Source organism: Corynebacterium sp. Marseille-P3884, from assembly GCF_017942225.1.
Lineage (GTDB): Bacteria > Actinomycetota > Actinomycetes > Mycobacteriales > Mycobacteriaceae > Corynebacterium.
This window is the reverse complement of record NZ_JAGKSD010000013.1, coordinates 14,087-37,532: the sequence shown is the minus strand read 5'-3', so window position 1 is coordinate 37,532 and position 23,446 is coordinate 14,087. Positions and strand designations below refer to the sequence as shown.

The 23,446-nt window shown below is 63.7% G+C and carries 22 protein-coding genes; 9 read left to right on the top strand and 13 right to left on the bottom strand.

Going from position 1 to position 23,446, the window contains the following annotated elements:
• The first annotated feature begins 8 nt into the window (after positions 1–8).
• Both J5Y21_RS08675 and J5Y21_RS08670 read left to right on the top strand, forming a co-directional pair.
• A complete protein-coding gene (locus tag J5Y21_RS08675) occupies positions 9–683 on the top strand; it encodes a GAP family protein (protein ID WP_210574503.1) in 675 nt (224 codons plus the stop codon).
• A gap of 6 nt (positions 684–689) precedes the next feature.
• Positions 690–959: a hypothetical protein gene (locus J5Y21_RS08670; protein ID WP_210574497.1), complete on the top strand. Its 270-nt coding sequence runs from the start codon at positions 690–692 to the stop codon at positions 957–959.
• Between the two features lie 219 nt (positions 960–1,178).
• Here J5Y21_RS08670 and J5Y21_RS08665 read toward each other — a convergent pair whose 3' ends face one another.
• Together J5Y21_RS08665 and glf are read right to left on the bottom strand one after the other, a co-directional pair.
• Positions 1,179–2,399: a DUF4143 domain-containing protein gene (locus J5Y21_RS08665; protein WP_210574495.1), complete on the bottom strand. Its 1,221-nt coding sequence runs from the start codon at positions 2,397–2,399 to the stop codon at positions 1,179–1,181.
• Positions 2,400–2,534: 135 nt separating this feature from the next.
• The gene (gene glf, locus J5Y21_RS08660) at positions 2,535–3,722 is read right to left on the bottom strand and encodes a UDP-galactopyranose mutase (RefSeq protein WP_210574493.1); all 1,188 of its coding nucleotides are present in this window, start codon (positions 3,720–3,722) and stop codon (positions 2,535–2,537) included.
• Positions 3,723–3,865: 143 nt separating this feature from the next.
• On the opposite strand from glf, the gene J5Y21_RS08655 reads away from it, so the two are divergent.
• Positions 3,866–6,016, top strand: a complete 2,151-nt coding sequence (locus J5Y21_RS08655; RefSeq protein WP_349236977.1) for an N-acetylmuramoyl-L-alanine amidase — start codon at positions 3,866–3,868, stop codon at positions 6,014–6,016.
• Here the strand turns inward: J5Y21_RS08655 and glpK are convergent, their stop codons facing one another.
• Genes glpK through serS form a run of 5 tightly spaced genes read right to left on the bottom strand, consistent with a single transcriptional unit; the run spans position 6,017 to position 11,253 of the window.
• The gene (gene glpK / locus J5Y21_RS08650; protein ID WP_210574486.1) at positions 6,017–7,537 is read right to left on the bottom strand and encodes a glycerol kinase GlpK; all 1,521 of its coding nucleotides are present in this window, start codon (positions 7,535–7,537) and stop codon (positions 6,017–6,019) included.
• A 21-nt stretch (positions 7,538–7,558) separates the two neighbouring features.
• On the bottom strand, positions 7,559–8,380 hold the full coding sequence (locus J5Y21_RS08645) for an HAD family hydrolase (RefSeq protein ID WP_210574576.1): 822 nt from the start codon (positions 8,378–8,380) through the stop codon (positions 7,559–7,561).
• Between the two features lie 6 nt (positions 8,381–8,386).
• The gene (locus J5Y21_RS08640) at positions 8,387–9,121 is read right to left on the bottom strand and encodes a lysophospholipid acyltransferase family protein (protein WP_210574484.1); all 735 of its coding nucleotides are present in this window, start codon (positions 9,119–9,121) and stop codon (positions 8,387–8,389) included.
• Positions 9,121–9,981 carry a lysophospholipid acyltransferase family protein gene (locus J5Y21_RS08635; RefSeq protein ID WP_210574482.1) on the bottom strand — a complete coding sequence of 287 codons (861 nt, stop codon included), beginning with the start codon at positions 9,979–9,981 and terminating at the stop codon, positions 9,121–9,123. The genes J5Y21_RS08640 and J5Y21_RS08635 overlap by 1 nt, the downstream gene beginning before the upstream one ends.
• Before the next feature lie 9 nt (positions 9,982–9,990).
• Complete coding sequence (gene serS, locus J5Y21_RS08630; RefSeq protein ID WP_210574480.1) at positions 9,991–11,253, bottom strand: serine--tRNA ligase; 1,263 nt, start codon at positions 11,251–11,253, stop codon at positions 9,991–9,993.
• Between the two features lie 60 nt (positions 11,254–11,313).
• Here serS and J5Y21_RS08625 point away from each other — a divergent pair, with 60 nt between their 5' ends.
• Both J5Y21_RS08625 and J5Y21_RS08620 read left to right on the top strand, forming a co-directional pair.
• Positions 11,314–12,405 carry a septum formation family protein gene (locus J5Y21_RS08625; protein ID WP_210574478.1) on the top strand — a complete coding sequence of 364 codons (1,092 nt, stop codon included), beginning with the start codon at positions 11,314–11,316 and terminating at the stop codon, positions 12,403–12,405.
• Complete coding sequence (locus J5Y21_RS08620) at positions 12,405–12,752, top strand: metallopeptidase family protein (protein WP_210574574.1); 348 nt, start codon at positions 12,405–12,407, stop codon at positions 12,750–12,752. The genes J5Y21_RS08625 and J5Y21_RS08620 overlap by 1 nt, the downstream gene beginning before the upstream one ends.
• Here the strand turns inward: J5Y21_RS08620 and J5Y21_RS08615 are convergent.
• Positions 12,749–13,378, bottom strand: coding sequence for a histidine phosphatase family protein (locus J5Y21_RS08615; protein ID WP_210574476.1), 630 nt, complete (start codon positions 13,376–13,378; stop codon positions 12,749–12,751). The genes J5Y21_RS08620 and J5Y21_RS08615 overlap by 4 nt on opposite strands.
• On the bottom strand, positions 13,372–14,298 hold the full coding sequence (gene pheA, locus J5Y21_RS08610) for a prephenate dehydratase (protein ID WP_210574474.1): 927 nt from the start codon (positions 14,296–14,298) through the stop codon (positions 13,372–13,374). The genes J5Y21_RS08615 and pheA overlap by 7 nt, the downstream gene beginning before the upstream one ends.
• A 24-nt stretch (positions 14,299–14,322) precedes the next feature.
• Between pheA and J5Y21_RS08605 the strand changes: the two genes are divergently transcribed.
• Both J5Y21_RS08605 and J5Y21_RS08600 read left to right on the top strand, forming a co-directional pair.
• On the top strand, positions 14,323–15,036 hold the full coding sequence (locus J5Y21_RS08605; RefSeq protein ID WP_210574472.1) for a CPBP family intramembrane glutamic endopeptidase: 714 nt from the start codon (positions 14,323–14,325) through the stop codon (positions 15,034–15,036).
• A gap of 236 nt (positions 15,037–15,272) precedes the next feature.
• Entirely contained in the window at positions 15,273–16,610 is a 1,338-nt protein-coding gene (locus J5Y21_RS08600; RefSeq protein WP_210574470.1) for an LCP family protein, read from the top strand.
• Here J5Y21_RS08600 and J5Y21_RS08595 read toward each other — a convergent pair.
• Genes J5Y21_RS08595 through J5Y21_RS08585 form a run of 3 tightly spaced genes read right to left on the bottom strand, consistent with a single transcriptional unit; the run spans position 16,607 to position 19,721 of the window.
• The gene (locus tag J5Y21_RS08595; RefSeq protein ID WP_246875098.1) at positions 16,607–17,959 is read right to left on the bottom strand and encodes an amino acid permease; all 1,353 of its coding nucleotides are present in this window, start codon (positions 17,957–17,959) and stop codon (positions 16,607–16,609) included. The genes J5Y21_RS08600 and J5Y21_RS08595 overlap by 4 nt on opposite strands.
• A 43-nt stretch (positions 17,960–18,002) precedes the next feature.
• A complete protein-coding gene (locus J5Y21_RS08590; protein WP_210574465.1) occupies positions 18,003–18,917 on the bottom strand; it encodes a DUF5926 family protein in 915 nt (304 codons plus the stop codon).
• A 24-nt stretch (positions 18,918–18,941) separates the two neighbouring features.
• Positions 18,942–19,721 (bottom strand): glycerophosphodiester phosphodiesterase family protein, encoded by a 780-nt coding sequence (locus J5Y21_RS08585; RefSeq protein WP_210574463.1) that lies wholly within the window; start codon positions 19,719–19,721, stop codon positions 18,942–18,944.
• 188 nt (positions 19,722–19,909) lie between these two features.
• Here J5Y21_RS08585 and J5Y21_RS08580 point away from each other — a divergent pair, with 188 nt between their 5' ends.
• Positions 19,910–21,847 carry an alpha/beta-hydrolase family protein gene (locus J5Y21_RS08580; RefSeq protein ID WP_210574461.1) on the top strand — a complete coding sequence of 646 codons (1,938 nt, stop codon included), beginning with the start codon at positions 19,910–19,912 and terminating at the stop codon, positions 21,845–21,847.
• An 8-nt stretch (positions 21,848–21,855) separates the two neighbouring features.
• On the opposite strand, the gene msrA is transcribed toward J5Y21_RS08580, so the two are convergent.
• A complete protein-coding gene (gene msrA, locus J5Y21_RS08575) occupies positions 21,856–22,497 on the bottom strand; it encodes a peptide-methionine (S)-S-oxide reductase MsrA (RefSeq protein WP_210574459.1) in 642 nt (213 codons plus the stop codon).
• Between the two features lie 127 nt (positions 22,498–22,624).
• Here msrA and J5Y21_RS08570 point away from each other — a divergent pair, with 127 nt between their 5' ends.
• The gene (locus J5Y21_RS08570; protein ID WP_210574457.1) at positions 22,625–23,227 is read left to right on the top strand and encodes a superoxide dismutase; all 603 of its coding nucleotides are present in this window, start codon (positions 22,625–22,627) and stop codon (positions 23,225–23,227) included.
• Positions 23,228–23,446 lie beyond the last annotated feature (219 nt).

Sequence of the window (23,446 nt, the reverse complement as noted above, 5' to 3'; positions counted from 1 at the left end):
TTCCCGCCATGCAGTCCCTCCTTCCGCTCGCCGGTTTGGCTCTGCTCGACAGCTTGAGCATCGGCACGCTCGTCATCCCTCTTGCACTCATCCTCATGTGGCGAAACGTGCGCGTGCCCGCGCTCGCTGCCTACCTGCTCACCGTCGCGGCGGTGTATTTCGCCCTTGGAGTCGCCATGCTCCTCGGCTTCACTGGCCTCGGCTCGTACGTAGAACGCATCACCGACACGCCCGTCTTCCCCTGGATCACCCTCGTACTGGGAGCAATTCTCGCCATCTTCGGGATCTTCGCACCCAACCCGGTCAAACCTGCTCCGGGCGAGCTACCGAAGCAGCTGAACAAGCCCATCCAAACCAGCCTGCCCAAGATGATCATCTTGGGGCTGGGCGCCTCCCTGACGGAAGCGGCGACCATGCTGCCTTATATCGCGGCGATGGGAATCATCAGCGACTGGGACACCCCGATGGCAGGACAGGTAGCAGCCATCGCCGCGTACTGCGGGGTCATGATCGCGCCGACCGTGATCTTGGCGGCGATCGCGCTCGTTGCGGGACAGAGATTCTTCCCTCGCCTCGAGAAGGCCATTCCCCGCCTTCAGTACGAGGCCAAGGTGACGCTCCTCTGGGTCGCGGCGATTGTCGGCATCTACATGGTCGTCAACAGCGTGGGCGCTATCCGCTAACCCCTAGTGCCCACGCGGCTGATCGGTGCGCAGTCCGCACTCCCCCATACACTGGCCGGTCACCGTCCTGCACTGCTGTTCACCGTAGCCAACCCGCTGTGCCTAGCGACGGGCAACGCAATGCTCGACGAAATGGTCACGCACATGCCGGCATTCATGTTCATCGCACTGCCGCTCATCGTCGCGGCGTGGGGTGCAGTGCAGATCTTCAAAGGCCATTGCGAGCCGGACGCAGTTGTTGAACCGGAGGCCGCGGGCAGGCACGCGCTGACATAAGCCTCGCACCGGCAGAGCCAAATAGTAAAAATAGTAAAGATAGTAAGAGATAGTAAAGAGTGGGCATCCCTGCAATCGCGTGACGTTTTCTCCTTGGGCACCTCCGAAACGCAAAAAAGCGCGATAACCGCTTAGACCTTTTCAAGGCAACAGCTGCGGCAGCTAAAGGCCACACTTGGCTTACCTCCCTTCTAAGCTGCGGTGCGCCGCGCGCCATTGCTACGGTCCCAGCGCCCCGATCGGGATCACCGTGACGCCATCGTTGCGTCGGATGGCCGGGCCACCAGAAGTGATGACCACCAACGCCGGATCGTCCCCTAGCTGGCCAGCGAACCGTTTGAGCGTGTCGGCGGCGTGATCGATTACCTCGGGACTGTAGCCGAGCTTCACCTCAACGAGCACGTCCCGACCGCCGACGTTCGCGACCGCGTCTACCTCTAATTTCGTGTTCAACCGGGCGTGATAGACGGTCCGGCCCGTGAGCGCTCTCAGTTCGTGAACTACGAGGGACTCAAAGAGCTGGCCGAAGTAGGCGGGATCGCGCAGCAGGTGCTCCGGACCGCGGTCGAGTGCAGCCATGGCGAAGGAGGGGTCTGCGAGGTGGCGCTTTGGTGACTTCCGCAGCGTCGCCTTCGAGCGGAGGTGCGTGAACCACGCAGGCTGATCTACGGAGACGAAAATGCTCGCCAGTGCGCTGAGATAGTCCCTTGTCGTTTCACGCGAGGAATCGGAATCGGTCGCAATGGTTTGCAGCTCTAACTCCGTGCCGACGCCGCGAGCCAGCGAACGGATCGTCCGCCTCACGCGCTCCGAGTCACGATTCACCCCTCCAACAGTGTGGATGTCCACGTCCGCAACGGTTTGGATGTAATCCCGGACGTTGTCCAATGCATCGCCAAGCGGAAGCCCAACGTTGTACGGCAATCCGCCTCGGCATACCCTTTCAGCAAGTTCCGGCAGCGTCAGTGCGGGCACAGAGAACGGCAACGGGTCACCAGCGACCACCGCGGCAAGAGAAACCGACCCGTCGGACTCCCCGGTCTCAAATAAAGTCATCGTCGACATAGTCATACGGGCGAACCGGCCCGCGCCCGAGTGGCTCGTCGCGTCCGCCCCGGGTGCCGTGGAACCGGTGAAAATGAACTGCCCTTTCGCCCGACGCTCATCAATCGAGTGCCGCGCGAAATCCCAGAGGCGCGGTTGCAGCTGCCATTCATCGATCAGGCGCGGCGTCGCGCCCTCTAACAACAGCCGCGGGTCCGTATCCATGGCAAGTGAGACACTGGGATCCGTCTCCACGTTGAGGAAACTCGCAGCTTGCCGCTTCGCCGTCTCCGTCTTCCCGCAACCTTTCGGACCCTGAATCAGCACCCCGCCCTGCCGACGGAGCGCCCTCTCCAATTCGCCATCTGCAAGACGCGGTAGATACTCGCCAGCCATGGATCCATATCGTAGCAGCTAGTAGAACCAGGTTGGCGTTTTGAAAAAGGATTGCTTGGCGTTTTGAAAACGGTTTGCTTGGCGTTTGGGAAATTGGCTTAGGGTGAACCGTCGTTTAGCAAAAATGCTCTAGCGCTAGTGCCCGCGCGGCTGGTCGATGGGCTTGCCGTCCTCGAAGTAAGTGCGGACGTGGTTGTCGAAGACGGACAGGGCTGCGCCGATGGCCATGTGCATGTCCAGGTACTGGTAGGTGCCAAGACGGCCACCGAACAGGACCTTGCTGTCGCGGGATTCGGCGGCGGCGAGACGTCGATAAGCTTCTAGCTTCGAGCGATCCTCGGGCGTGTTGATCGGGTAGTAGACCTCGTCGTCGTCCTCGGCGAAGCGGGAGTATTCCTTGACGATGACGGTCTTGTCGTCGCCGTAGTCGCGCTCCGGGTGGAAGTGGCGGAACTCGTGGATGCGGGTGTATGGGACGTCCGCATCGTTGTAGTTCATCACCGGAGTGCCCTGGAAATCGCCGGTGTCGAGGACTTCCTGCTCGAAGTCGAGGGTGCGCCAGCCGAGGCGGCCCTCGGAATAGTCGAAGTAGCGGTCGAGCGGGCCGGTGTAGACGACCGGGGCATCGGGGCTCTCGGCGCGCAGCTCGTCGCGGACGTCGAACCAGTCGGTCTCGAGCTTGACGTCGATGAGGTCGGAATCGGCCATCTTCTCCAGCCAGGCGGCGTAGCCGTCAACGGGCAGGCCTTCGTACTTGTCGTTGAAGTAGCGGTTGTTGAAGGTGTAGCGCACCGGTAGGCGGGAGATGATTTCCGGCGGCAGGTCGGTCGGGTCGGTCTGCCACTGCTTGGCGGTGTAGTGCTTGACGAAGGCCTCGTAGAGCGGCTTGCCGATCAGGGCGATGCCACGCTCTTCCAGGTTGGTGGCCTCGGCCGGGTCCTTGCCCTCGCGCTGTTCCTCGATGAGCGCCTTGGCCTCGTCGGGGCTGTAGTAGCGGCCGAAGAACTGGTTGATCAGGCCCAAGCCCATCGGGAACTGGTATGCCGTTCCGTCGTGCATGGCGAACACGCGGTGCTGGTAGTCGGTGAAATCGGTGAAGCGGTTGACGTACTCCCACACGCGGTCATTCGAGGTGTGGAAGAGGTGGGCACCGTATTTGTGGACCTCAATGCCGGTTTCGGGTTCAGCTTCGGAGTACGCGTTGCCACCGATGTGGGCACGCTTTTCGACGACAAGAACACGCTTGCCCAATTCGCTCGCTGCTTGCTCGGCAATGGTGAGGCCGAAGAACCCGGATCCGACGACGATGAGGTCATAAGTCATAGGCCCAAGGCTAGCGGGGCGCGGTCGGTGGTGGATGGCGCACACGCGACACGCCATAGAATCACATTGACCACAGTTTTCACATTCGTCGCATAGGATCTAGATTAGTCACAGCTGTCACTATTTACTCAGGAGCGTTCACCGTGAAACAACGACGTCGGCTGAATCCGTCTTCTGCCAGGAAGACCCCGGTCCTCGCGGCCGTCACCTCCGTCGCGCTTGTCGCCGCAGGCGCATTCGGCGGCAACGAGATCCTCAAGACCCAAGACGTGGGCGGCGGCGAGGTGAATGTCACCAGCTCGTCTGCTTCCTTCGGCGACGGCGAAAACGTCGTGGTGCAGGACGCAGCCATCGCGACACAGGGCGAGGGCGACGAGCCCCGCACGGTGAAGGAATTCACCCGCGACGAGGAATTCTCCATCTTCGGCCTCACGTGGAAAGGCGAGCGCGACATCGCGGCGTACGTCCGCGCGCAGCGTGCCGACGGCACGTGGTCGGAGTGGTACCGCATGGACCCCGAGCCCGGCCCGGAAGGAACCGAGGTCCAGGGCACCGAGCCGATCTACGTCGAACCGACGAAGAAGATCCAGGTCTCCACCGCCAACGTCGACCTAGGCGAGACGAACCTCGACATGGCCGAGACCGTCACCGACCAGGACGAGATCCCGGACGTGCCGGAAGAGCCGGCGCTTGACGACGAAGCCCTGCCGAGCTCCGAGGTCGTCGACCTGCCGACCGTCCCGGATCCGGGTACCCCGGCAGCAATTGGCGATGTGCCTCGCGCGCTGCCGTCCAACCTCGGCGACATCGCACCTGTCGCAGATGTTGAGGAACTGCCGGAGGAAGCCCCGGCCGCACCGGAAGCAGAGGAAGCTCCGGCGGATGCGCAGCCAACCAGTGCTGATGATCTTGAAGCTGTGTTCATCAACGGCGGCGAGGGCACGGTCGACGGTGAGATCGCGCCGGCGCAGTCCAACGCCAACGGCATGCCGCGCGTTGTCTCCCGTTCTTCTTGGGGCGCTGGCCGCAGCAGCAACCCGACCTACACCGAGCCGGTCAAGGCCGCGACTGTGCACCACACCGCGGGCTCCAATAACTACTCGTCGGCACAGGCGCCGGGCGTCGTCCGCGGCATCTGGCAGTACCACGCCGTGACCCGCGGCTGGGGCGACATCGGCTACAACGCGCTGGTGGACAAGTACGGCAATATCTACGAAGGCCGCGCAGGCGGCCTGGACCGCGCCGTTGAAGGCGCGCACGTCGGCGCCTTCAACCAGCACACCTTCGGTGTGTCCATGATGGGCGACTACAACTCGGCCACCCCGAGCCAGGACGCGCTGCGCGCCATGGGCGAGATCATCGGTTGGAAGGCCGCAGTGGCCAAATTCGACCCGACCGGCAGCTCTTACCTGCAGGCTAACTTCAGCTTCCCCGGCTCCAAGTACGGGGCTGGCCAGGGCAAGACGTTCCCGAATATCAACGCCCACCGCGACTTCCACTACAACGATTGTCCGGGCGACAACCTCTACGCGCAGATGGACACCATCCGCCGATACGCCAAAGAAAAGTACGACAAGACCAACGGCGGCAGCACGTCGCCGTGGCAGCCGTCGCAGCCGAGCAGCGACTCGAATGACTCGACTGATTCGAACACCACTGACTCGAACACTTCTGACTCGAACACGTCTGATTCGAACACCACTGGGACTGTCGCGAATGAGGACGGATCGACGACCACGATCAACAACCTGACTAAGACCTCGAGCGAGATCTCCTTCGAGAAGGTTCTCTCGGGTGACCCGACGGCGATTGCCGCTGCTGTCGGCACCGTCGCCGGTGCGCTGCTGCTGGCAGCGGCCGCGAACGACATGCTGCCGAGCCAGGTACAGCACATCGCGAACCTTGAGATCCTGCCCGGCATGACGCTGAGCAGCATGCGCCCCGTGGTGGGCCAGGTCGTCAACCTGGTCGGCAGCGAGGAAGCCAAGGACACCTGGGGCAAGCTCGAGCCGACGCTGGGCAAGCTCGACGGAGTTATCCAGGGCGTGGGTGGCGACCAGTACGGTTTCTTCGAGAAGGGCATCGCGATCCTGACCGGTGACGGTGAGGAGATCGTCATGCCGGAGAAGGTCGCCAACGCGTGGCTCAAGCAGGGCATGGATTTGGGTCCGCTGGGTCGCCCCGTCAAGAGTGACGGCGCGGCGAATAATGGTGACGCCCGCATCGAATTCGAACGCGGCAACATCACCTACTCGGCGAACACCGGCAACGTGGACGTGAACGTCGAGAAGTAATTAGGCGAGGTCGAGGGAGCGGGAAACCGCTTCTTCCCACTGCGCGATGAGCCGGTCCCGATCGGGGCCGGCCATTTTGCTTTCCCAGGTCGTTTCCCCGCCGAGGCTCAGCGGTTTGTCCGCGAAACCGGCGCCAACGCATGCGGCGCTCGCGGCACCCATCACGGTGGTCTCCATATTGTCCGGGCGGACCACATTGGCACCGAGAGCATCGGCCTGCATCTGCATGAGCAGGTCGTTGCCGGTCATACCTCCGTCGACACGCAAACTGTCCACCGTGATCCCGGAATCGGCTTCCATCGCACGAACGACCTCGACCGTCTGCAGGCAGGTCGCGTCGAGAGCTGCGCGGGCGATGTGGCGGCGATCGGTGAACCGGGTGATGCCGGTGATCACGCCGCGGGCATCGGGGCGCCAGCGTGGGGCGAACAGACCGGAGAAGGCGGGAACGATGACGACTCCTGCTGAGTCGTCGACCTGCGAAGCGAGTGTTTCCGATTCAGCGGAGGATTTCAAGATCCCCAGCTGGTCACGCAGCCACTGAATGAGCGAACCGCCGACGGCGACGGAGCCTTCCAGGGCGTAGACCGGCGGCTTGCCCGCCTCCTGGTACGCGACGGTGGTGAGCAAGCCGTGATCGGAGAACTGCGCCTCGTCGCCGGTGTTGAGCAGCATGAACAGGCCGGTGCCGTACGTCATCTTCGCTTCGCCTTCGCCCAGGCAGCCCTGGCCGAACAGCGCGGCCTGCTGATCGCCGAGCACACCGGTGATCGGCACATCACGCGTGCCCTTCTTGCGGCGCATCGCACCGAAAGACCCGAAGCTGGGACGAATCTCCGGCAGGATCGCGCGGGGCACGCCGATCTCTTTGCACAGTTTCTCGTCCCAGTCCAGGGTCTTTAGATCCATGAGCAGCGTGCGCGACGCATTCGTGACATCGGTGACGTGCTGCACGCGGCTGCGGGAAGTAAATAGGTCGAACATCCCGCCCTTCTTGCTGCTGTGCGCACCGCCGGTGAGGTTCCAGATCAGCCATGTGTCCACCGTGCCGGCGAGCAGCTCACCCTTCTCCGCGCGCTCGCGGGCGCCCTCGACATTGTCCAGGATCCACGCCCACTTCGGCCCCGCCGGGTACGAGTTGGCCAGCAGACCGGCTTTGCGCATGTAGCGGTCCTTCGGCGCACCCTCGGGACCGAATTCCTCGGTGCGGGTGTCCTGCCAGCAGATCGCGTTGTAGATCGGCCGGCCGGTCCGTTTATCCCAGATCACAGCGGTTTCACGCTGGTTGGTCAGGCCGACGGCGTCGACGTCTTCGAGCTCCAAGTCGGCGTCGACAAGCGCCTCTGAAAGCGCGCGCCGCGTATTGCGCCAAATCTGCCGTGGGTCGTGCTCGACCCACCCTTCACGCGGCATGATCTGCTCGTGCTCGAATTGCGCGGTGCCCACCACGTCGCCCTCGGCGGTGGTGATGTAGCAGCGGGTCGACGTTGTGCCTTGGTCGATGGCGGCGATGAACGGCATGGGGCTATTTAACCGTACGGGCTAGAACCATTGCTCGATGACTCGGGCGAGACCGAAATCATCGTTCGACGCGGTGGTCGCATCGGCGGCGTCGTGCACGATCGGCGCAGCGTTTCCCATCGCCACGCCCATTCCAGCCCACGCGAGCATTTCGATGTCGTTGGGCATGTCGCCAAATGCCACGACATCGGATGGGTCGATGCCCAGCTCAGTGGCCACGATCGACACACCAGCTGCTTTGTTGATGCCCGGCGCGCTGATCTCAATCAGACCGTCATTCATCGAATAGGTAACGTGCGCACGCGCGGGGTCCACAGCCGGAGCGATGAGGTCGAATAGCTCGGCAGAGGTCATCGCTTTGTGGCGCACGAGAATTTTCGCGGCGGGCACGGACACGAGTTCGTCGACACCGACGACGCCGTATCCGATATCCCACAAATCCGTGCTGTAACCAGGGGTGATCAAAAAGCACTGGTCTTCCGGGTCGAAAGCCGAATCGCCGACGCGCTCGACGCCGAAGCCGTAGTCGGTGTGGCCCGCAAGCACGTCTATCGCTGTGTTCGCGAGGTCCGCGAGAGTCTCGGGGTCCAGTTCGTGGCGGTGCAGCACGTCATCGCGCGACGGGTCGTAGACCACCGCGCCGTTCGCACAGACGCACATCGGGGTGAACGGCAGCTGGTCGAGCACCGGCGCCAGCCACCTGTGCGGACGGCCCGTAGCCAGCGCGACCTTCGTCCCAGCGCGCACGGCACGAGCCAGCGCGTCACGCAGACGGGGGCTCACGCGACCATTGCTGTCCAGCAACGTGCCGTCGATATCGCTCACGATCAGCTTCGGCGCCACCACGTTCTACCTCCCAGTTTCAAGCTCGGCGTACAGCTTCCGCGCTTCAATCAGCAGCTTATCGACGGCCCCTTTCAGCCGCTCCGTCGCCTCCTCCGCCGTGCCTGAGACATCCACCGGTTCACCGATGACCGTGACCACGGGCAGGTGCGCACGCCCCATTTCCTTGCGGCCGCTTTTCACCCAGAATTTCTGCGTGCCCCATGTGGCCGCGGGAATCAGAGGAGCGCCGGAGGCTTGGGCGATGCGGGCCGCACCAGTTTTGAAGCGGGTCAGCTCCAGCGTTTCGGACAACGTTCCTTCCGGGAAGATGCCGATGAGCTCGCCCTCCCCTAACCGGCGCACTGCTTCGTCAACACTGGCAGCGCCGAGCGACCGGTCGACCTCCACGTGGCCCACTGCGCGGGACACAGGGCCCATGAACCAGTGGTCGAACAGTTCCTTTTTGGCCATGTACCGCGTCGGACGGCGTCCGCGCAGCAGGCCGGGCAGTGCCCCGGAGATGAAGTCGTAGTAGCCGATGTGGTTGCCTGCCACGATCGCGGGCCCTTTGGCAGGCACATGCTCCAGGCCGTGGACGTAGAACCGCGCGCCCTGCAAGCGCAGCACCGTCGCCACCGTGGTCTTGATCAGCCGGTACATGTGCTCGCGGCGCCACCCGGGCTGCACCGGTGTGACCGGGGCGTCTTCTGGGACTAAGAAAACGTGGCTGTCAGCGCGGTATCCCTGGGGCGTATTCATCAGGAACTGCCTTTTGCCTGCTTTTCCTGCTTGGCCTCTTTCCGCTTGCGCTTCTCTTCGCGCTCACGGGCCAAAATTTCATTCGCTTCCTTCAGCGTGGGAGCAGAACCGCCGCGGGAGGCCGGCATCCAGGCCTGACCGCCCGGGAACGGGCCGAAACGGTCCTCGTACTCGTCCCGGTTGGCGTCGAGAAGCCCTTGCATGGCGTCTTTGACGCGCTGCGTATCACGCTCGGGATCGCCGGTCGCGGTCACGGGCTCACCGTAGGAAACGATGATCGGGGTGTGCGAGCGGCCGAGGTTCTTCTTCAGGCCCTTGGTCAACAGGCGTTGGGAGCCCCAGATCACCGTCGGGATCATCGGCACGCCGGCCTCGTGGGCAATGCGTGCAGCCCCTGTCTTGAACTCGGCGAGCTCGAAGGAGCGCGAGATCGTCGATTCGGGGAAAATGCCGACGAAACCGCCGCTGCGCAGCCACTTCGTGGCCTCAACGATGGATGCCGCGCCAGCCGCACGGTCGACCGGGACGTGCTTCATGCCGCGCATGAGCGCACCGACGATCTTCATATCGAAGACCTCTTTTTTCGCCATGAACCGCACGAGGCGGTTGCCGCGCAGGTGCGGGCCGATACCGGCGATGATGAAGTCGTAGTAGCCGGTGTGGTTGATCACGAACAGCGCGCCGTCCTCGGTGGGGACATTCTCAGCGCCGTTGACGTAGAACTGCAAGCCCTGGGCCTGCATGATCTTCTTGAAGCCGCCGATGATTGCCTGGTAGAAGCGCTCTTTCGATTCCACCGGGTGCGGGGCGGGACGCTCGAAATCATCCGGGACATTGAATAGACGGTGGAACCTGCGCATGGTGTGTTTTTATCCCTTCTTCGGGGTCAGAACGTCTTTGCCCACCCAGGGACGAAGTGCTTCGGGAACAGCCACAGAGCCGTCGGCACGCTGGTTGTTCTCCAGGATGGCCACGAGCCAGCGCGTCGTCGCGAGCGTGCCGTTGAGCGTCGCCGCAGTCTGCGTCTTGCCGTCCGCATCGCGGTAGCGGGTGCCCAGGCGGCGGGCCTGGAATGTCGTGCAATTCGAGGTCGACGTCAGCTCGCGGTAGGTGCCCTGCGACGGCACCCACGCCTCAGTGTCGTATTTGCGGGCAGCGGACGAGCCGAGGTCACCAGCGGCGACGTCGATAATGCGGTACGGCACCTCGACGGCAGCGAGCATCTCACGCTCGAGGCCGAGGAGCTTCTGGTGCATCTCTTCTGCGTCTTCCGGCTTGCAATAAGCGAACATTTCGAGCTTGTCGAACTGGTGGACGCGCAAAATGCCCTTCGTGTCCTTGCCGTACGAGCCCGCCTCGCGGCGGAAGCAGGAGGACCAACCGGCGTACAGCAGTGGGCCGTCGGCCAAGTCGATGATCTCGTCGCGGTGATAGCCGGCCAGGGCGACCTCGGAGGTACCCACCAGGTACATATCGTCGCGCTCGAGGTAGTAGATCTCCTCGTCGTGCGCGTCGAGGAAGCCAGTGCCCGCCATGATCTCCGGGCGCACCAGCACCGGCGGAACCATGACCTTGAAGCCAGCCTCGCGCGCTTTCTGCGCCGCGAGCATCAGCATGCCCAACTGCAGCCACGCACCGTCGTCGACGAGGTAGTAGAACCGCGCGCCACCGACCTTCGTGCCGCGCTTCATGTCGATGATGCTGAGCGCCTCGCCGAGATCCAGGTGGTCTTTCACCTCGAAATCGAATTCCGGGACCTCGCCGACATGCTCGAGCACAACGAAGTCTTCCTCGCCGCCGGCAGGGGCACCTTCCACGATGTTCGCAACGCGGTATTGGAGCTTTTCGACGTTCTCCTCCGCCGCCTTCTGCGCTTCCTCCGCCGCCTTGACCTTCTCCTTCAATTCATTGGATCCCTCGAGGAGTGCGGGGCGGTCCTCAGGAGCTGCCTGGCCAATCTTTTTGCCGAATGCTTTCTGCTCGGAGCGCAGCTCATCAGCTTTCTGAATACTGGCGCGGCGCTCCTCATCGGCAGCCAGGAGCTGGTCCACCAGCGCCGGGTCTTCGCCGCGGGCCTGCTGGGAGGCGCGGGCAACGTCAGGGTTTTCACGCAGAAACTTCAGATCGATCACGGGTATCAACCCTACCCCGTGGGATTAGGTCATGGCCCTAGATAAGGCATGATAGACACCATGGCTGCACGGAAATCCTCTCTGAGCACATCCGGCCTGCGCACCATTTTGGTGGCGACACTGGCCGGAGCTCTTGGCGTGGGCACCTACGCCGCCGCGGCAGGTTACGCTGTGAGCGACCAGGCGGGCGACGACCCCGCCGCGCCCGCTCAGCAGACCTCCGCGGCCGACGAAGAACCCACCCCCACCTTCACCGCCGCTGACCGCGGCGCGTGCCTGACCTGGGATGTCGCCGAAGACGGTACCGTTTCCGGCTTCACGGAGACAGACTGCGAAAACGAGCACCGCTTCGAGGTCTCCTCCCGCGAAGACCTGAACACGTACCCGACGGCGGAGTTCGGCCCCAATTCCGAGGCGCCGAATCCCACGCGCCAGGCGCAGCTGCGCGAGGAGCTGTGCCAGACAGCATCCGTCCGTTATCTCAACGGCCGCTACGATCCGACGGGCCGCTACTCCATCGCCCCGATCCTGCCCCCGGCTGAAGCCTGGGCGGAAGGCGACCGCACCATGCTGTGCGGGTTGCAGGAGACAGATTCTGACGGCACCCCGATCCTCACCACCGGCCCCGCCGCCGAGCAGGACCAGGCCCGCGTCGCTGAGCCCGGCACCTGCGAGGTCACCGACGAGGCCAATAACCTGCGCGCCGTCGACTGCACTGAGCCGCACCATATCGAGGTGACCAAGATCGTCGACCTCGACCCAGTTTTCTCCGACCGCACCCCCTCCCCGGAGGACCAGGACAAGCACTTAGGCGCCGCCTGCGCCAAGGCTGCCGAGGAGTACTTGGGCAACGAGGAGAACCTGTACCAGTCCACCTTGCAGGTGTACTGGGGAACCATCTCCACCCAGGCATGGGACGGTGGAAGCCGCTCCGTGAACTGCGGCCTCGTCGCGCCGAAGCACGATAAATTCGCCTCGATCACCGGATCGGCGAAGGACGGCCGCGAAGCGCTCAAGGTCGACGGCCAGACCCCGAAGGCCCCGCCGGAGCGTCGCCCGCTGCGCGAAGAGCAGAAGCGCCAGCAGGAGGCCGCGAAAAGCTCGACCTCGCCATCGCCTTCCGCATCGCCCGCACCTGCAGATCAGCCATGATGGATCCCGTCAGTGACGAAGTCTTCGAGGCAATGATCAACGATGCCCTCGATGAGATCCCCGAGGACTTCGCACGCCACATGACCAATATGGTCGTGCTGGCGCGGCCTTATAACGAGGACAACCCCGAGCTCCTCGGGCTCTTCGAAGGCGTCCCGCTGACCGAGCAGCACTCTAACCACACCGGGTTCCTCCCCGATGCGGTATTCATCTACAAAGACGCCCTGGAGGACCTCTGCGCTGACGAGGAGGAGCTACGCCACGAGGTGAAGGTCACCGTCTTCCACGAGGTCGGGCACTATTTCGGCCTCGAGGAACACGAGCTGCACCACCTCGGCTGGGGCTAGTCGGGCAGCGGGTATTCCGCCCAGCGCACCACGCGCCACTGGCCGAAATCCTCCACCGCATCGCCGGTCGGACCCGCGGCCGGGTCCAGCACGACGTACTGGCAGTTGGGAAGGTAGCTCACCTCGGCGAATTCGGGGCTCACTTCGCAGGCATTGGCCGCAAAAGCGCGGATCGCGCCGCCGTGGGACACAGCCACAGTCGTTCCCTCCTGCGAGGCAAGGGGGAGAAGACCGCCCTTGTAGCGGGAAAGGAAGATGTCGAGGGTATCGCCACCGTCGATAAGCGCCTCAAGCTGGCGGCGGTAGAACCCGCGGAACGCGGTCAGGTACGCTTCGTGCGCCTCGCGCGAATTGTGCATCTCCCAGCGCCCGGCGTGAACCTCGTGAATGCCGTCGATCGCCGGGATATCCGCGAAGCGCTCCCCGAAACCGATCTGCGCAGTCTGCTTCGCGCGGGTCGCCTGCGAGGAGACGACGCGGTCGACCTCGTAATTGGCCAAGATCTCTTCGCCCGCCGCCTTCGCCTGTTCGCGGCCGAGCTCGGTGAGCTCAGCGCCGGGAAGCACAGTGTCCAATTTGTGGTCCACATTCGACGTGGTCTGGCCATGACGCAGCAAGATCAGCATGAGGTTCCTTCCCGGGCCGCGCGGACCCATTGTTCTGCCTGTTCAAGACGTTCTGGATCGACGATGCGCTCGTCCCCGCCGCCATCGAAGCGCGGCCACGAGCCCAAAAACGCGATGGTGGTGGCCCGCAACCACAGCGAGCGCAGCGCCTCTGCGACGGGGACATCATCGATGTGGCCGACGAGGTCGACGTAGAAGTTATAGGTATTCGCCGTCTCGCGCGTCGGACGCGACTCGATACGGGTGAGGTCCACGCCCCGGTACGCGAATTCCTGCAGCGCGCCGACCAGAGTGCCCGGCTCATTCGGCAGCTGGAAAACCACCGATGTGCGGTCGTTTCCCGTGCGCTTCGTGGGCACGCCTGTCGGCCCGGCCAGCACGAACCGGGTGCGCGCCCCGCTCATGTCCGCGATGCCCTCCGCGTGGACGTCCAGCCCGAACAGGTCCGCTGCCCGGCGCGGGGCGGCTGCCGCATCGGCCTCGCCCTCAGCCACAGCTTTCGCGGCGGCGGCATTCGACGACGCGGCAGTGAACTCTGCACCAGGCAGGTTGTCCTCCAACCAGCGACGGACTTGGCGGTGGGCCACCGGGTGCGTTGAAAAGCGCGTTGCTTCACGCAACGGGAGACCAGGACGCGTCATGATGGCGAAGCTGATCGGCAGTTCCACCTCGCGGTAGATCATCACCCCGCCGCCTTCCACGAATGCGTCAGACGTGCTGGTCACTGCCCCATCGACAGAATTCTCAATCGCCACCACGGCACACTGCGCACGGCCCTCACGCACCGCATTCAGCGCCTCCGACGGCGAATCGACAGGCAGCGGCGTGATCTCGCCTTCAATGTGGTCGCGGAACAGCCACAACGCTTCCTCAGTGAACGTCCCGGCAGGCCCCAGGTACGCAACGGTCGTCGTGCTCATGCTTCCACAGCCTACAGTTGACCCATGACCACCGACCGGCGCCGCCTCACACTCGAGGTGCTCCTCGTCCTCGCTGTCACTTTCGGCATGTCCGGCGTGCGCGCGGGGCTCAAGCTTATCGACGCCGCCCTCTCCCCCACCCCTCTCAACCACCAGCGCACGGTACTCAACGACGCCGCCTCGTCCCTGTCCTGGCTCGATGTCGCTTTGCAGCTCGCGTCGGCCGCGACTCTCATGGCCTGGGGCGGTTTGGCGTTATATCTGCTCGGCACCCAATTGCAGCGGCCGCGCTGGCGTGACTGGGCTTGGGGTGCCGGTTTGGCCGCACTCATCGGCATCCCCGGACTCGCCCTCTACGTGGTGTCGCTGCAGATGGGGTGGACCAAAGAGATCGTTCCCGCCACCGACGCCGCCAAAATCCCGCTCCTGCTTGTCTGGTCCGCCGCCAACGCTTTCGCCGAAGAGACCGTCGTGGTGATGTGGCTGCTCACCCGGTTAAAGCAGCTCCGCGTCCCAGTCTGGGCAGCCATCGCCGCCTCCGCCGTCCTGCGCGGAACCTACCACCTCTACCAGGGCTTTTCCGCCGGTGTGGGCAATATCGTCATGGGCGTCATCTTCGCCTACTTCTACCACCGCACCGGCGGCAAGGTCTGGCCGCTCATCCTCGCCCACTTCCTCATCGACGCCGTCGCCTACCTCGGCTACCTCTTCCTCGACCTCGGTTGGTTGGGGTTGTGAAAACCCCATTTCTAGATGTGAGCCCTAGATGTGAACCCCAAAACTTAGTTTCCCCAGGTCACGATTGTCGGCCGATTCTTCCGACCTGGGGTAACTCACATCTGGGGTTAACATCTGCAGCCCGGGTCGGCGCGACAAACCCCCACTAACTATGCAGTGCATAGCGCCGTAAAGTTCCCTGCTGTTACAGCCGTTAAATACTGTGACTAGTGGGGGCGGCGTTTAAGATATATTCCATGTCGACGACCCCGCATTCCAACGACCCCCGGGACAACCCGGGGGATTTCCTCGTGGGCAAAGACGGGAAGCCGCTGATCGACAGGTACGGTCGCCCGATCCGGAAGCGGTCCGCGAGCCGGCCGCCACACGAGTCGCCGGAGCGAACGGTGCGGCCGGTAAGAAGCGAGCGCCCGGTGCGGGAAACTCTGCAGCCGAGACAGGCAGGAGAGCCAAGAGAGCAACGACAGTCGCGACCCCGCCAGTACATGCCGCAGGACACGGCGTACGAGCCGAGGCGAACACCGCTGGCCAATGAGCAGCGGCGCAGGGACGTCCGCTCGCCCAGGCGTGAGGAGCGCTGGGAGCCGGAGTTGGAGCTGTCGCCGAAACGGCATGTTCGGGCGGAGCGTCCGGCCCCCAAGCAACGGAACCGTCCGAAGTTTCGCGTGCCGCGGCCGCGCATGGGCTGCGTGGGGTGCATCCCGACGCTGCTGTCCCTACTGATCGTTCTGGTCGTGGCCGGCGGACTGTTCGTGGACGCGCGACTGACCCGCGTGGACGCATTCCCGGATAATCCGGTGGCGAATACAGCGGGCACGAACTGGCTGATCGTCGGTTCGGACTCACGCGAGGGGCTGACCGAGAAGGACGTGGAACGCCTGGGCACCGGCGGCGATATCGGCACCGGACGCACAGACACGATCATGATCATGCACATTCCCAACGGCGGAAAAGCGACGCTGGTGTCGATTCCACGTGATTCGTATGTGGATATCCCGGGCTACGGCATGGACAAGATCAACGCGGCATTCGCATTCGGCGGGCCGAAACTCCTTGCCGAGACCGTGGAGAACGCGACGAATCTGCGGATTGACCATTACGCGGAGATCGGAATGGGTGGTCTCGCCGGCATCACTGACGCGGTCGGCGGCGTGGAGCTCTGCCCGAAAGAGCCGATCGACGACCCGTTGGCCAAGATCAATATCCAGGCCGGATGCCAGAAGATGGATGGCCCGACGGCACTGGGGTACGTGCGCACCCGCGCGACCGCGATGGGCGATCTCGACCGGGTGGAACGGCAGCGCGAATTCGTCAGCGTCCTGATGAAGAAAGCACTGTCACCGGCTGTGCTGCTCAACCCGTTCCGGCTTGTGCCACTGGTGCTGCGAGGAAGCAGCATGTTCATCGTGGGCGACGGCGACCACGTGTGGCACCTTGCGCGCATGGCATTCGCACTGCGCGGCGGGGTGAACACGGAGACAGTGCCGATCGGCGATTTCGTGGACACCGAAGTGGGCAGCGTGCTCGTCTGGGACGACGTCGCCGCAGAGCAGCTCTTCGCCGGCTTGCGCTAAGAGCTTTCGCTCACTGGCGCCGGCTGCTCCGGCAGCTTGTGGCGGCCGGTTATGTAGTACATCGCCACGCACACCACGCTGAACGCGAGGCCGACAAAGAACGCGCCACGGAACTCGGGCAACCAGACCATGATCCCGAAGGTGAACAGGATGAAGAAGATCGCGAAGTACTGGCCGTACGGGAACAGCGGAGTCTTGTAGTCCAGGTCGGCGACGTCTTCCGCGGTCATCGACCGGCGCGAAGCGAGGTGCGCGAGCAGAATCATCAACCACACGAAGATGGTCGCAAACGTGGCCAGAGAGGCGACGATCTCGAAGATGCGATCCGGAATCAGCGTGTTCGCGATGACGCCGATAACCATGACGAACAGCAAAATCACCGTGGTCATGACCGGCACGTCCCGGACGGTCCGGGCCATGATGCGCGGGGCAAAGTGCTGCTTGGCTAGGCCGGTGAGCACGCGGCCGGCGCCGAAGAGGTCCGCATTGATGGCGGACAGCGCGGCGGTGATGACCACGAAGTTCAGCAGGCCAGCAGCCCAATTTACGCCGAGGGTGGAGAAGATCTGCACGAAGGGGGACTCGTCGCCGGTGATCGTGCGCCACGGGTTGATCATGAGGATTACCAGGATGGACAGCACGTAGAAGAGCAGGATGCGCACCGGGACAGTGTTGACCGCTTTCGGCACAGCTTTCTTGGGATCGGTGGCCTCGCTACCGGCGACGCCGATGATCTCCGTGCCGCCGAATGCGAAGAGCACGAGGATGAACGATGCGACCATGCCGGTGAAACCGTTGGGGAAGAATCCGCCGTCGTTGACCAAGTTCACCGGGCCGGTGGTCTCCGCGGTGGACAGACCGAAAATGAGCACGGCCGCACCGGCGAGAATCATGGCGACAACTGCGCCGACCTTGACCACGGTGAACCAGAATTCCAGCTCACCGAAAGCCTTCGCGCTGGCCACATTGGCGGCGCCGACGATGAGCAGGGCTGCGACAATCCACACCCATCGTGAGACGTCGGGGAACCAGAAGCCCATGTAGATGCCAATGGCGGTGAGATCCGCCAAAGCCACGATGACCATCTCGAAGGCGAACATCCAGCCGGTCAGGTAGCCGGCGGCGCCGCCCAAGTAGGCGCGCGTGTACTCCGCGAAGGACCCGCGCACTGGGTGGCGGACCGACATCTCGCCGAGCGCGCGGAGCAGGAAGTACACCACTGCGCCGCCGAGCAAATACACCAGCAGAACCGACGGTCCCGCGGCCTGGATCGCACCGGCGGAACCGTAGAAGAGGCCGGTGCCGATAGCGGATCCGAGCGCAATGAAATTGAGGTGGCGCGTGCTCAAACCAGCGCGCCCTGACTGAGAAGCCAATGCTGACCTCGAAACGTTAGATGGTGACCTGGCGCGACTTGATGTTCTCCAGCTGCTTGCGCTCATCCGCGGTGAGCTGGGCATCATTGTCGTATTCGGCGCCGATCGCCTCGTTGACCTTCTTCAGCGCGTCGCCGTAGGAATCGGCGGCGACGGACGGGTCGAGATCGAAGACCGGCACGAGCAGGCCGTGGGTGCGGAAGGCACCGGCGAATTTGGTGCCCTCACCGAGGTTGAGCTCACCGCGGGCGGCGATGCGTGCCAGGGCGTCGAGCATCTTGCGCTCGTCTTCCTCTGGGCGGACCCAGCGGATGTGGGCCTTGCCGCCGCCCGGGTTGACCCACCAGATGGAGCCCGGCAGATCAGCGTCGATCTCTTCAGACGGCAGCACAGCGTCATTGGCGCGTGCCAGCGCCTGAGCGACCTGCGGGTTGCCGGCTGCGGACTCGGTGAACCACCAGTTGAAGTCGTCGTGGGCGGTGATATCCAGCTCAGTGGACTCGTCCAGCAGGGTGTTCAGCTCCGGCTGGTTACCGTCGGCGGCAGTCGAACCCAGGGTGGCACCCGGCTCGGCCTCGAGCACCCAGTTCAGGGCGTAGGCGAGGTCGCGGTTCGGGTTCTGGGAGTGGGACTGCACCTGGAGCGCGACGAAACGCTCGCCGCCGTCCTCCTCCGGGCGGCGCAGGGCTGCACCGGCGCCGGGCAGGACGGTGACGATGTTGACTTCAGTGCCCTTGACATCCACCTTCGCCACTGCGGACGGAACGAATTCCTGCAGGGCGACAAGGTCAGTCTCGGCTTTGAAACCCTTGTACGGGCGGGGGTCTTTCTGGAGTGCTTCGCGTTCTGCGGCGCGGGCGGCGAGCTTCGCCTGGCGGCGGCTCATGCCCTCGGGCAGTTCTTCCTTCTTCTTGCGGTTCTTCTTGGCCATGTCGACCAATCTACCGTGGTCAGATCACATGGCCGTGTCTGGGGTGCGGAAAGTCTCCACTGCGATGTGCGGGTGGTCGGTGGCAAAGACGTTGACGCCGTTGTCCCTGCACCAGCGCATGTGCTCGGGCTCGTTGACGGTCCAGGTGTACGTCTTCAACCCGCGATAGCCGAGCAGTTTCGGCTTGCCGCGCAGGTGGGCCAGGGCTGGGCCGACTCCATAGGGGCGCGAGAGCATCGTGTTGGTGGGGTTCCACTTCTTCTCACGGAGGCGGAACAGGTAGAACGTCTCCAGCTCCGGGACGACGTGGGTGAAATAGCGCATCGCGGAGTGGGAGAAGGAAATGAGGTGGACGCGCGGGTCTTCTTTCATTCCACGGTACCAAAGGGTGCGCACGGTCTGCTCGTCTACTTCAGGCCCGAAGCGGGTGGGGTGCTTCGTCTCGATGTAAATGTGCTTGTCGGGATAATCCTGAAGGAGGTCCAACAGATCGTCGAGAAGCAAAAGCTCCTGCGGGTCGTCCTCGGTGCCGTAATTGAATTGGCGCAGCTCGGCGAGATCCATCTTGGCGATGCGCCCGGCGCCGTTCGAGGTGCGGTTGATCAGCGCGTCATGGTGGACGACGAGACGGCCGTCGCGTGTGAGTCGGACATCGCATTCAATGCCGTGGACGCCGTCCATCTTCAACGCTTCGTCGAACGCACGGAGCGTTGATTCCGGGTGAAGGCCCGACGCGCCGCGGTGAGCGACGATGAGCGGGGTGGTGCTGGGTGCCGAAACCTGGGCGGAGGTGGCGATGGTCATGCCTGCGGAGTCTCCCCAAAAAACGCGTGCAAACTTGCCTTCCGACATTAGGCGCGGTTTCGCGCCCCTCAAAGCGCTAACCGCGGTAGACACTGAAGTATCACGCGAAGATAACGCGCCGTTCACCTCTCGTTGGTTTAAGCGGTTCCCAGCAGCGCACGGTTGCGATCTTTGCCACAATAGGGCGCATGCTGATCACTCCGCTCGAGCTTTCCTTCCGCACGCTACGCACTCGCGCCGGAGACTGGGCGGAAAGCGCGAAGGGCACCGTGAAGCAGTTGTGGCCGCGACGCACACACGCGGTCCGCGCGCCGCTGTACGCGGTGGAATTGCTGGCGGATCTCACGCCCGTGGTGCGCATGTCAGGGTTGCGCCGCCTGCCGGATGATTTCGCGGCGGGAATTCTGGGGGCGGAGGTCGCGGCGTGGAGCGCAATCTCGCCGTCGCTGCTCCCGCACCCGTGGTGGGTGACCACGGCGAATGTCGCGATCAGCCAGGCGGCTGGGCACACGGTGGGCGTCGGTGTGTCGAATCTGATTGCCGCGATCGCGTCCGCGCGCAACTGGACGTATCCGCGCGCGCTGCGCCGCAAGACAGCAGTTCCCGTGCAGATCGCCATGGGCACAATGACGGTCGCCTCGTATCTTTCAGCAGCTTTACGACGATCCGAGCACGAGCGCCTCGTCGAAGACCCCACCCGCCTGGGACCACTGCAGACCCTCGCCGGAATCGCGTTGGGTTCCATCGGCTACGGCGCACTCCTGCTGGCAGGTGAGGGCATCCAGGTCACGGCCGACCGGTTCAACACCGAGCTGCGCCGCTGGATGCCGCCGGCTGCGTCGTGGCCGTTGGCAATCCTGGGGCTTAGCGCGCTCGGCGCGGTGCTCACCGACAAGGTCGTTGTGCGCCAGATTCTCAACGCCGCCTACCGCAATGCGGATGAGTTGAACCGCGAATTCCTGCCCGGCGCGACGAAGCCGCGGGAACCAGAACGCTCCGGTTCGCCGGATTCGCTGGAGCGCTGGAAGTACCTGGGCCGCCAGGGCCGCGCCGTTGTCGCAGGCGGGCCGCGCAAGGCTGACCTTGAAGAGGTGCTCGGAGTTGAGGCGAAGGAACCAATCCGCGTCTTCATCGGGTTGAAGGACCGCAGCCCAGAAGAGCAGGCGCTATTGGCGCTGCAGGAGATGGACCGCACGGACGCGTGGTCGCGCAAAGCCATCGCGGTGCTGTCCTCGGCGGGAACGGGGTGGATCAATGACTTCCACACCTCCGGCTTCGAATTCCTGAACCGCGGCGACTGCGCGATCGTGGCGCAGCAGTACTCGTTCATGCCTTCGGCCTACTCGTACGCCTCGGACCGCAGCGTGCCGGTGCGCAGCTCGCGGGTGCTCATCAATGCGATCAGGGAACGCCTTGCCGAGCTGCCCGAGGACAAGCGCCCACGTCTCTATGTCGGCGGCGAATCCCTCGGCGCGTACGGTGTCGCCGACTCCTTCGACAGCGTCGATTCCCTGCTGGGCAGCATCGACGGCGGTGTCTTCACCGGAACGCCGGGCTTTACCGCGCGGCACGTCCAGCTGACCAAGAACCGCGACCACGGCAGCCCGGAGCGCCTCCCCGTCGTCGACGGTGGCCGACACGTGCGCTTCACCGCGCACCCGGACCACTTAGAGCACACCTTCGACGGCAGCGAGTACGAGCAGGAATGGCAATTCCCCCGCGCCGTGTTCGCGCAGCATGCCTCCGACCCGGTGGTGTGGTGGGACTGGTGGCTGTTCATCCGCAAGCCGGACTGGCTGCGTGAGCCGGGCTCACGTGGCGTGAAAGCGCCGGAAGCGCAGCACGTCGACGTTCTGCAAAATATGCGTTGGGTGCCGTTCATCACCGGCTGGCAGGTCGGTGTGGACCAGTTGACTTCGCAACAGCAGCCGGGCGGGCACGGCCACCAGTACCACAATGAAACGGTCGCCTATTGGAATGCGGTCCTAGATGCCGGCGCGGATAAAGACGAGATAGAGAAGATCTCCGAATGGATCCATGCGGACTCCACACGCATTCGCGCCAACGCCGCATCAGCGGCGAAGGAATCGGCGCAGAACACGTTTAGCCGGTCGGCGACCTCTTAGCCCCACCTTTAAATTCCGCAGGCCACCCCAGTGGAGTGATGGGGGCAATAGCCCTGCGGCACCTTGTGCAAGTACTGCTGATGCTCGTCCTCAGCCAAGAAATAGTCCACACCTGATTGCACTTCGGTGGTGATGGGGCCGTACCCGGCGTCGATAAGCGATTGCCCGTATTCTGCGACCCACCCGCGGATGAGCTCGGCCTCGTCTTCTGTGTCGGTGTAGAACGCAGAGCGGTACTGGGTGCCCACGTCGTTGCCCTGGCGGAAACCCTGCGTCGGGTCGTGCGCCTCGAGCGCGGCGCGGACGATCTCCTTGAGGCTGATTTCATTCGGGTCGTAGACGACCTCGACGAGCTCGACGTGGTTCGTCTGTCCGGAGCACACCTCGCGGTAGGTCGGGTTCGGCGTGACGCCGCCGCCATAGCCCACCGATGTGGACTCGACTCCGTTCATATTCCAGTACATTTTCTCCGCGCCCCAAAAGCAGCCAATGCCCACGAGCAGGCGTTTTTGGCCTTCGCGCCACGGGCCCGTCAGCGGGGTGCCCAAAACTGCGTGCGGCTGTGGAGCGGGCAGGACGGGCTCACTGCGGCCGGGCAGGGCACGGTCGGGATCGACGAGTTGCGGGGTGCGTCCGAAGAAAAATGCCATGTACTCCATAACTACTGGGCATGTGCGGCAATTCCCAGGCTCACCGCCAGAAATTTCAAATTTCCCTATCATGGGCGGGGCACGGCGCTTCTACCAAGCGCGAACGAAAGAAGAAAGGACATAGATCATGGCTGTTTACGAGCTTCCCGACCTGCCTTACGAATACGACGCGCTCGAGCCCCACATCTCCGCCGAGATTATGGAGCTGCACCACGACAAGCACCACGCGACCTACGTCAAGGGCGCGAATGCCGCTCTGGAGGCACTCGAGGCTGAGCGCAACGGCGAGGCTAACCCGGACAAGCTGCGTGCACTGTCCAAGAACCTGGCCTTCAACCTGGGTGGCCACACCAACCACTCCATCTTCTGGAAGAACATGAGCCCGAACGGCGACAGCGAGCCGGCTGGCGAGCTGGCTGAGGCTATTAACCGCGACTTCGGCTCCTTCGAGGGCTTCCAGAAGCAGTTCGAGGGTGTCGCCACCTCCCTGCAGGGCTCCGGCTGGGCTGTCCTGGGCTACGACCACATTGCTGGCCGCCTGATCATCCAGCAGCTGACCGACCAGCAGGGCAACATCTCCGTGGACTTCACCCCGGTCCTCATGCTGGATATGTGGGAGCACGCTTACTACCTGCAGTACAAGAACGTGAAGGCTGACTACGCCAAGGCGTTCTGGAACGTTGTCAACTGGGACGACGTCGCTGAGCGCTTCGCTAAGGCTGCTGCCTAAGCGTTTCGCTTCACTGAAATCAGAGGGCCGCGCACTGACCCAGAAAACAGTGCGCGGCCCTCTTTTCGCTATCCGGGGCTGGAGGAACCCGGGTAGCGCAACCTGATTTTCGTTGACGAGATGCGGTCTTTGTTCCGCCCTCAAAACAGAGTATAGGTTAGGCTGCCCTTAGTGCGCAAGGGGGCCCCGTTGTGGCCCTCGTCACTGACACATGCTTGG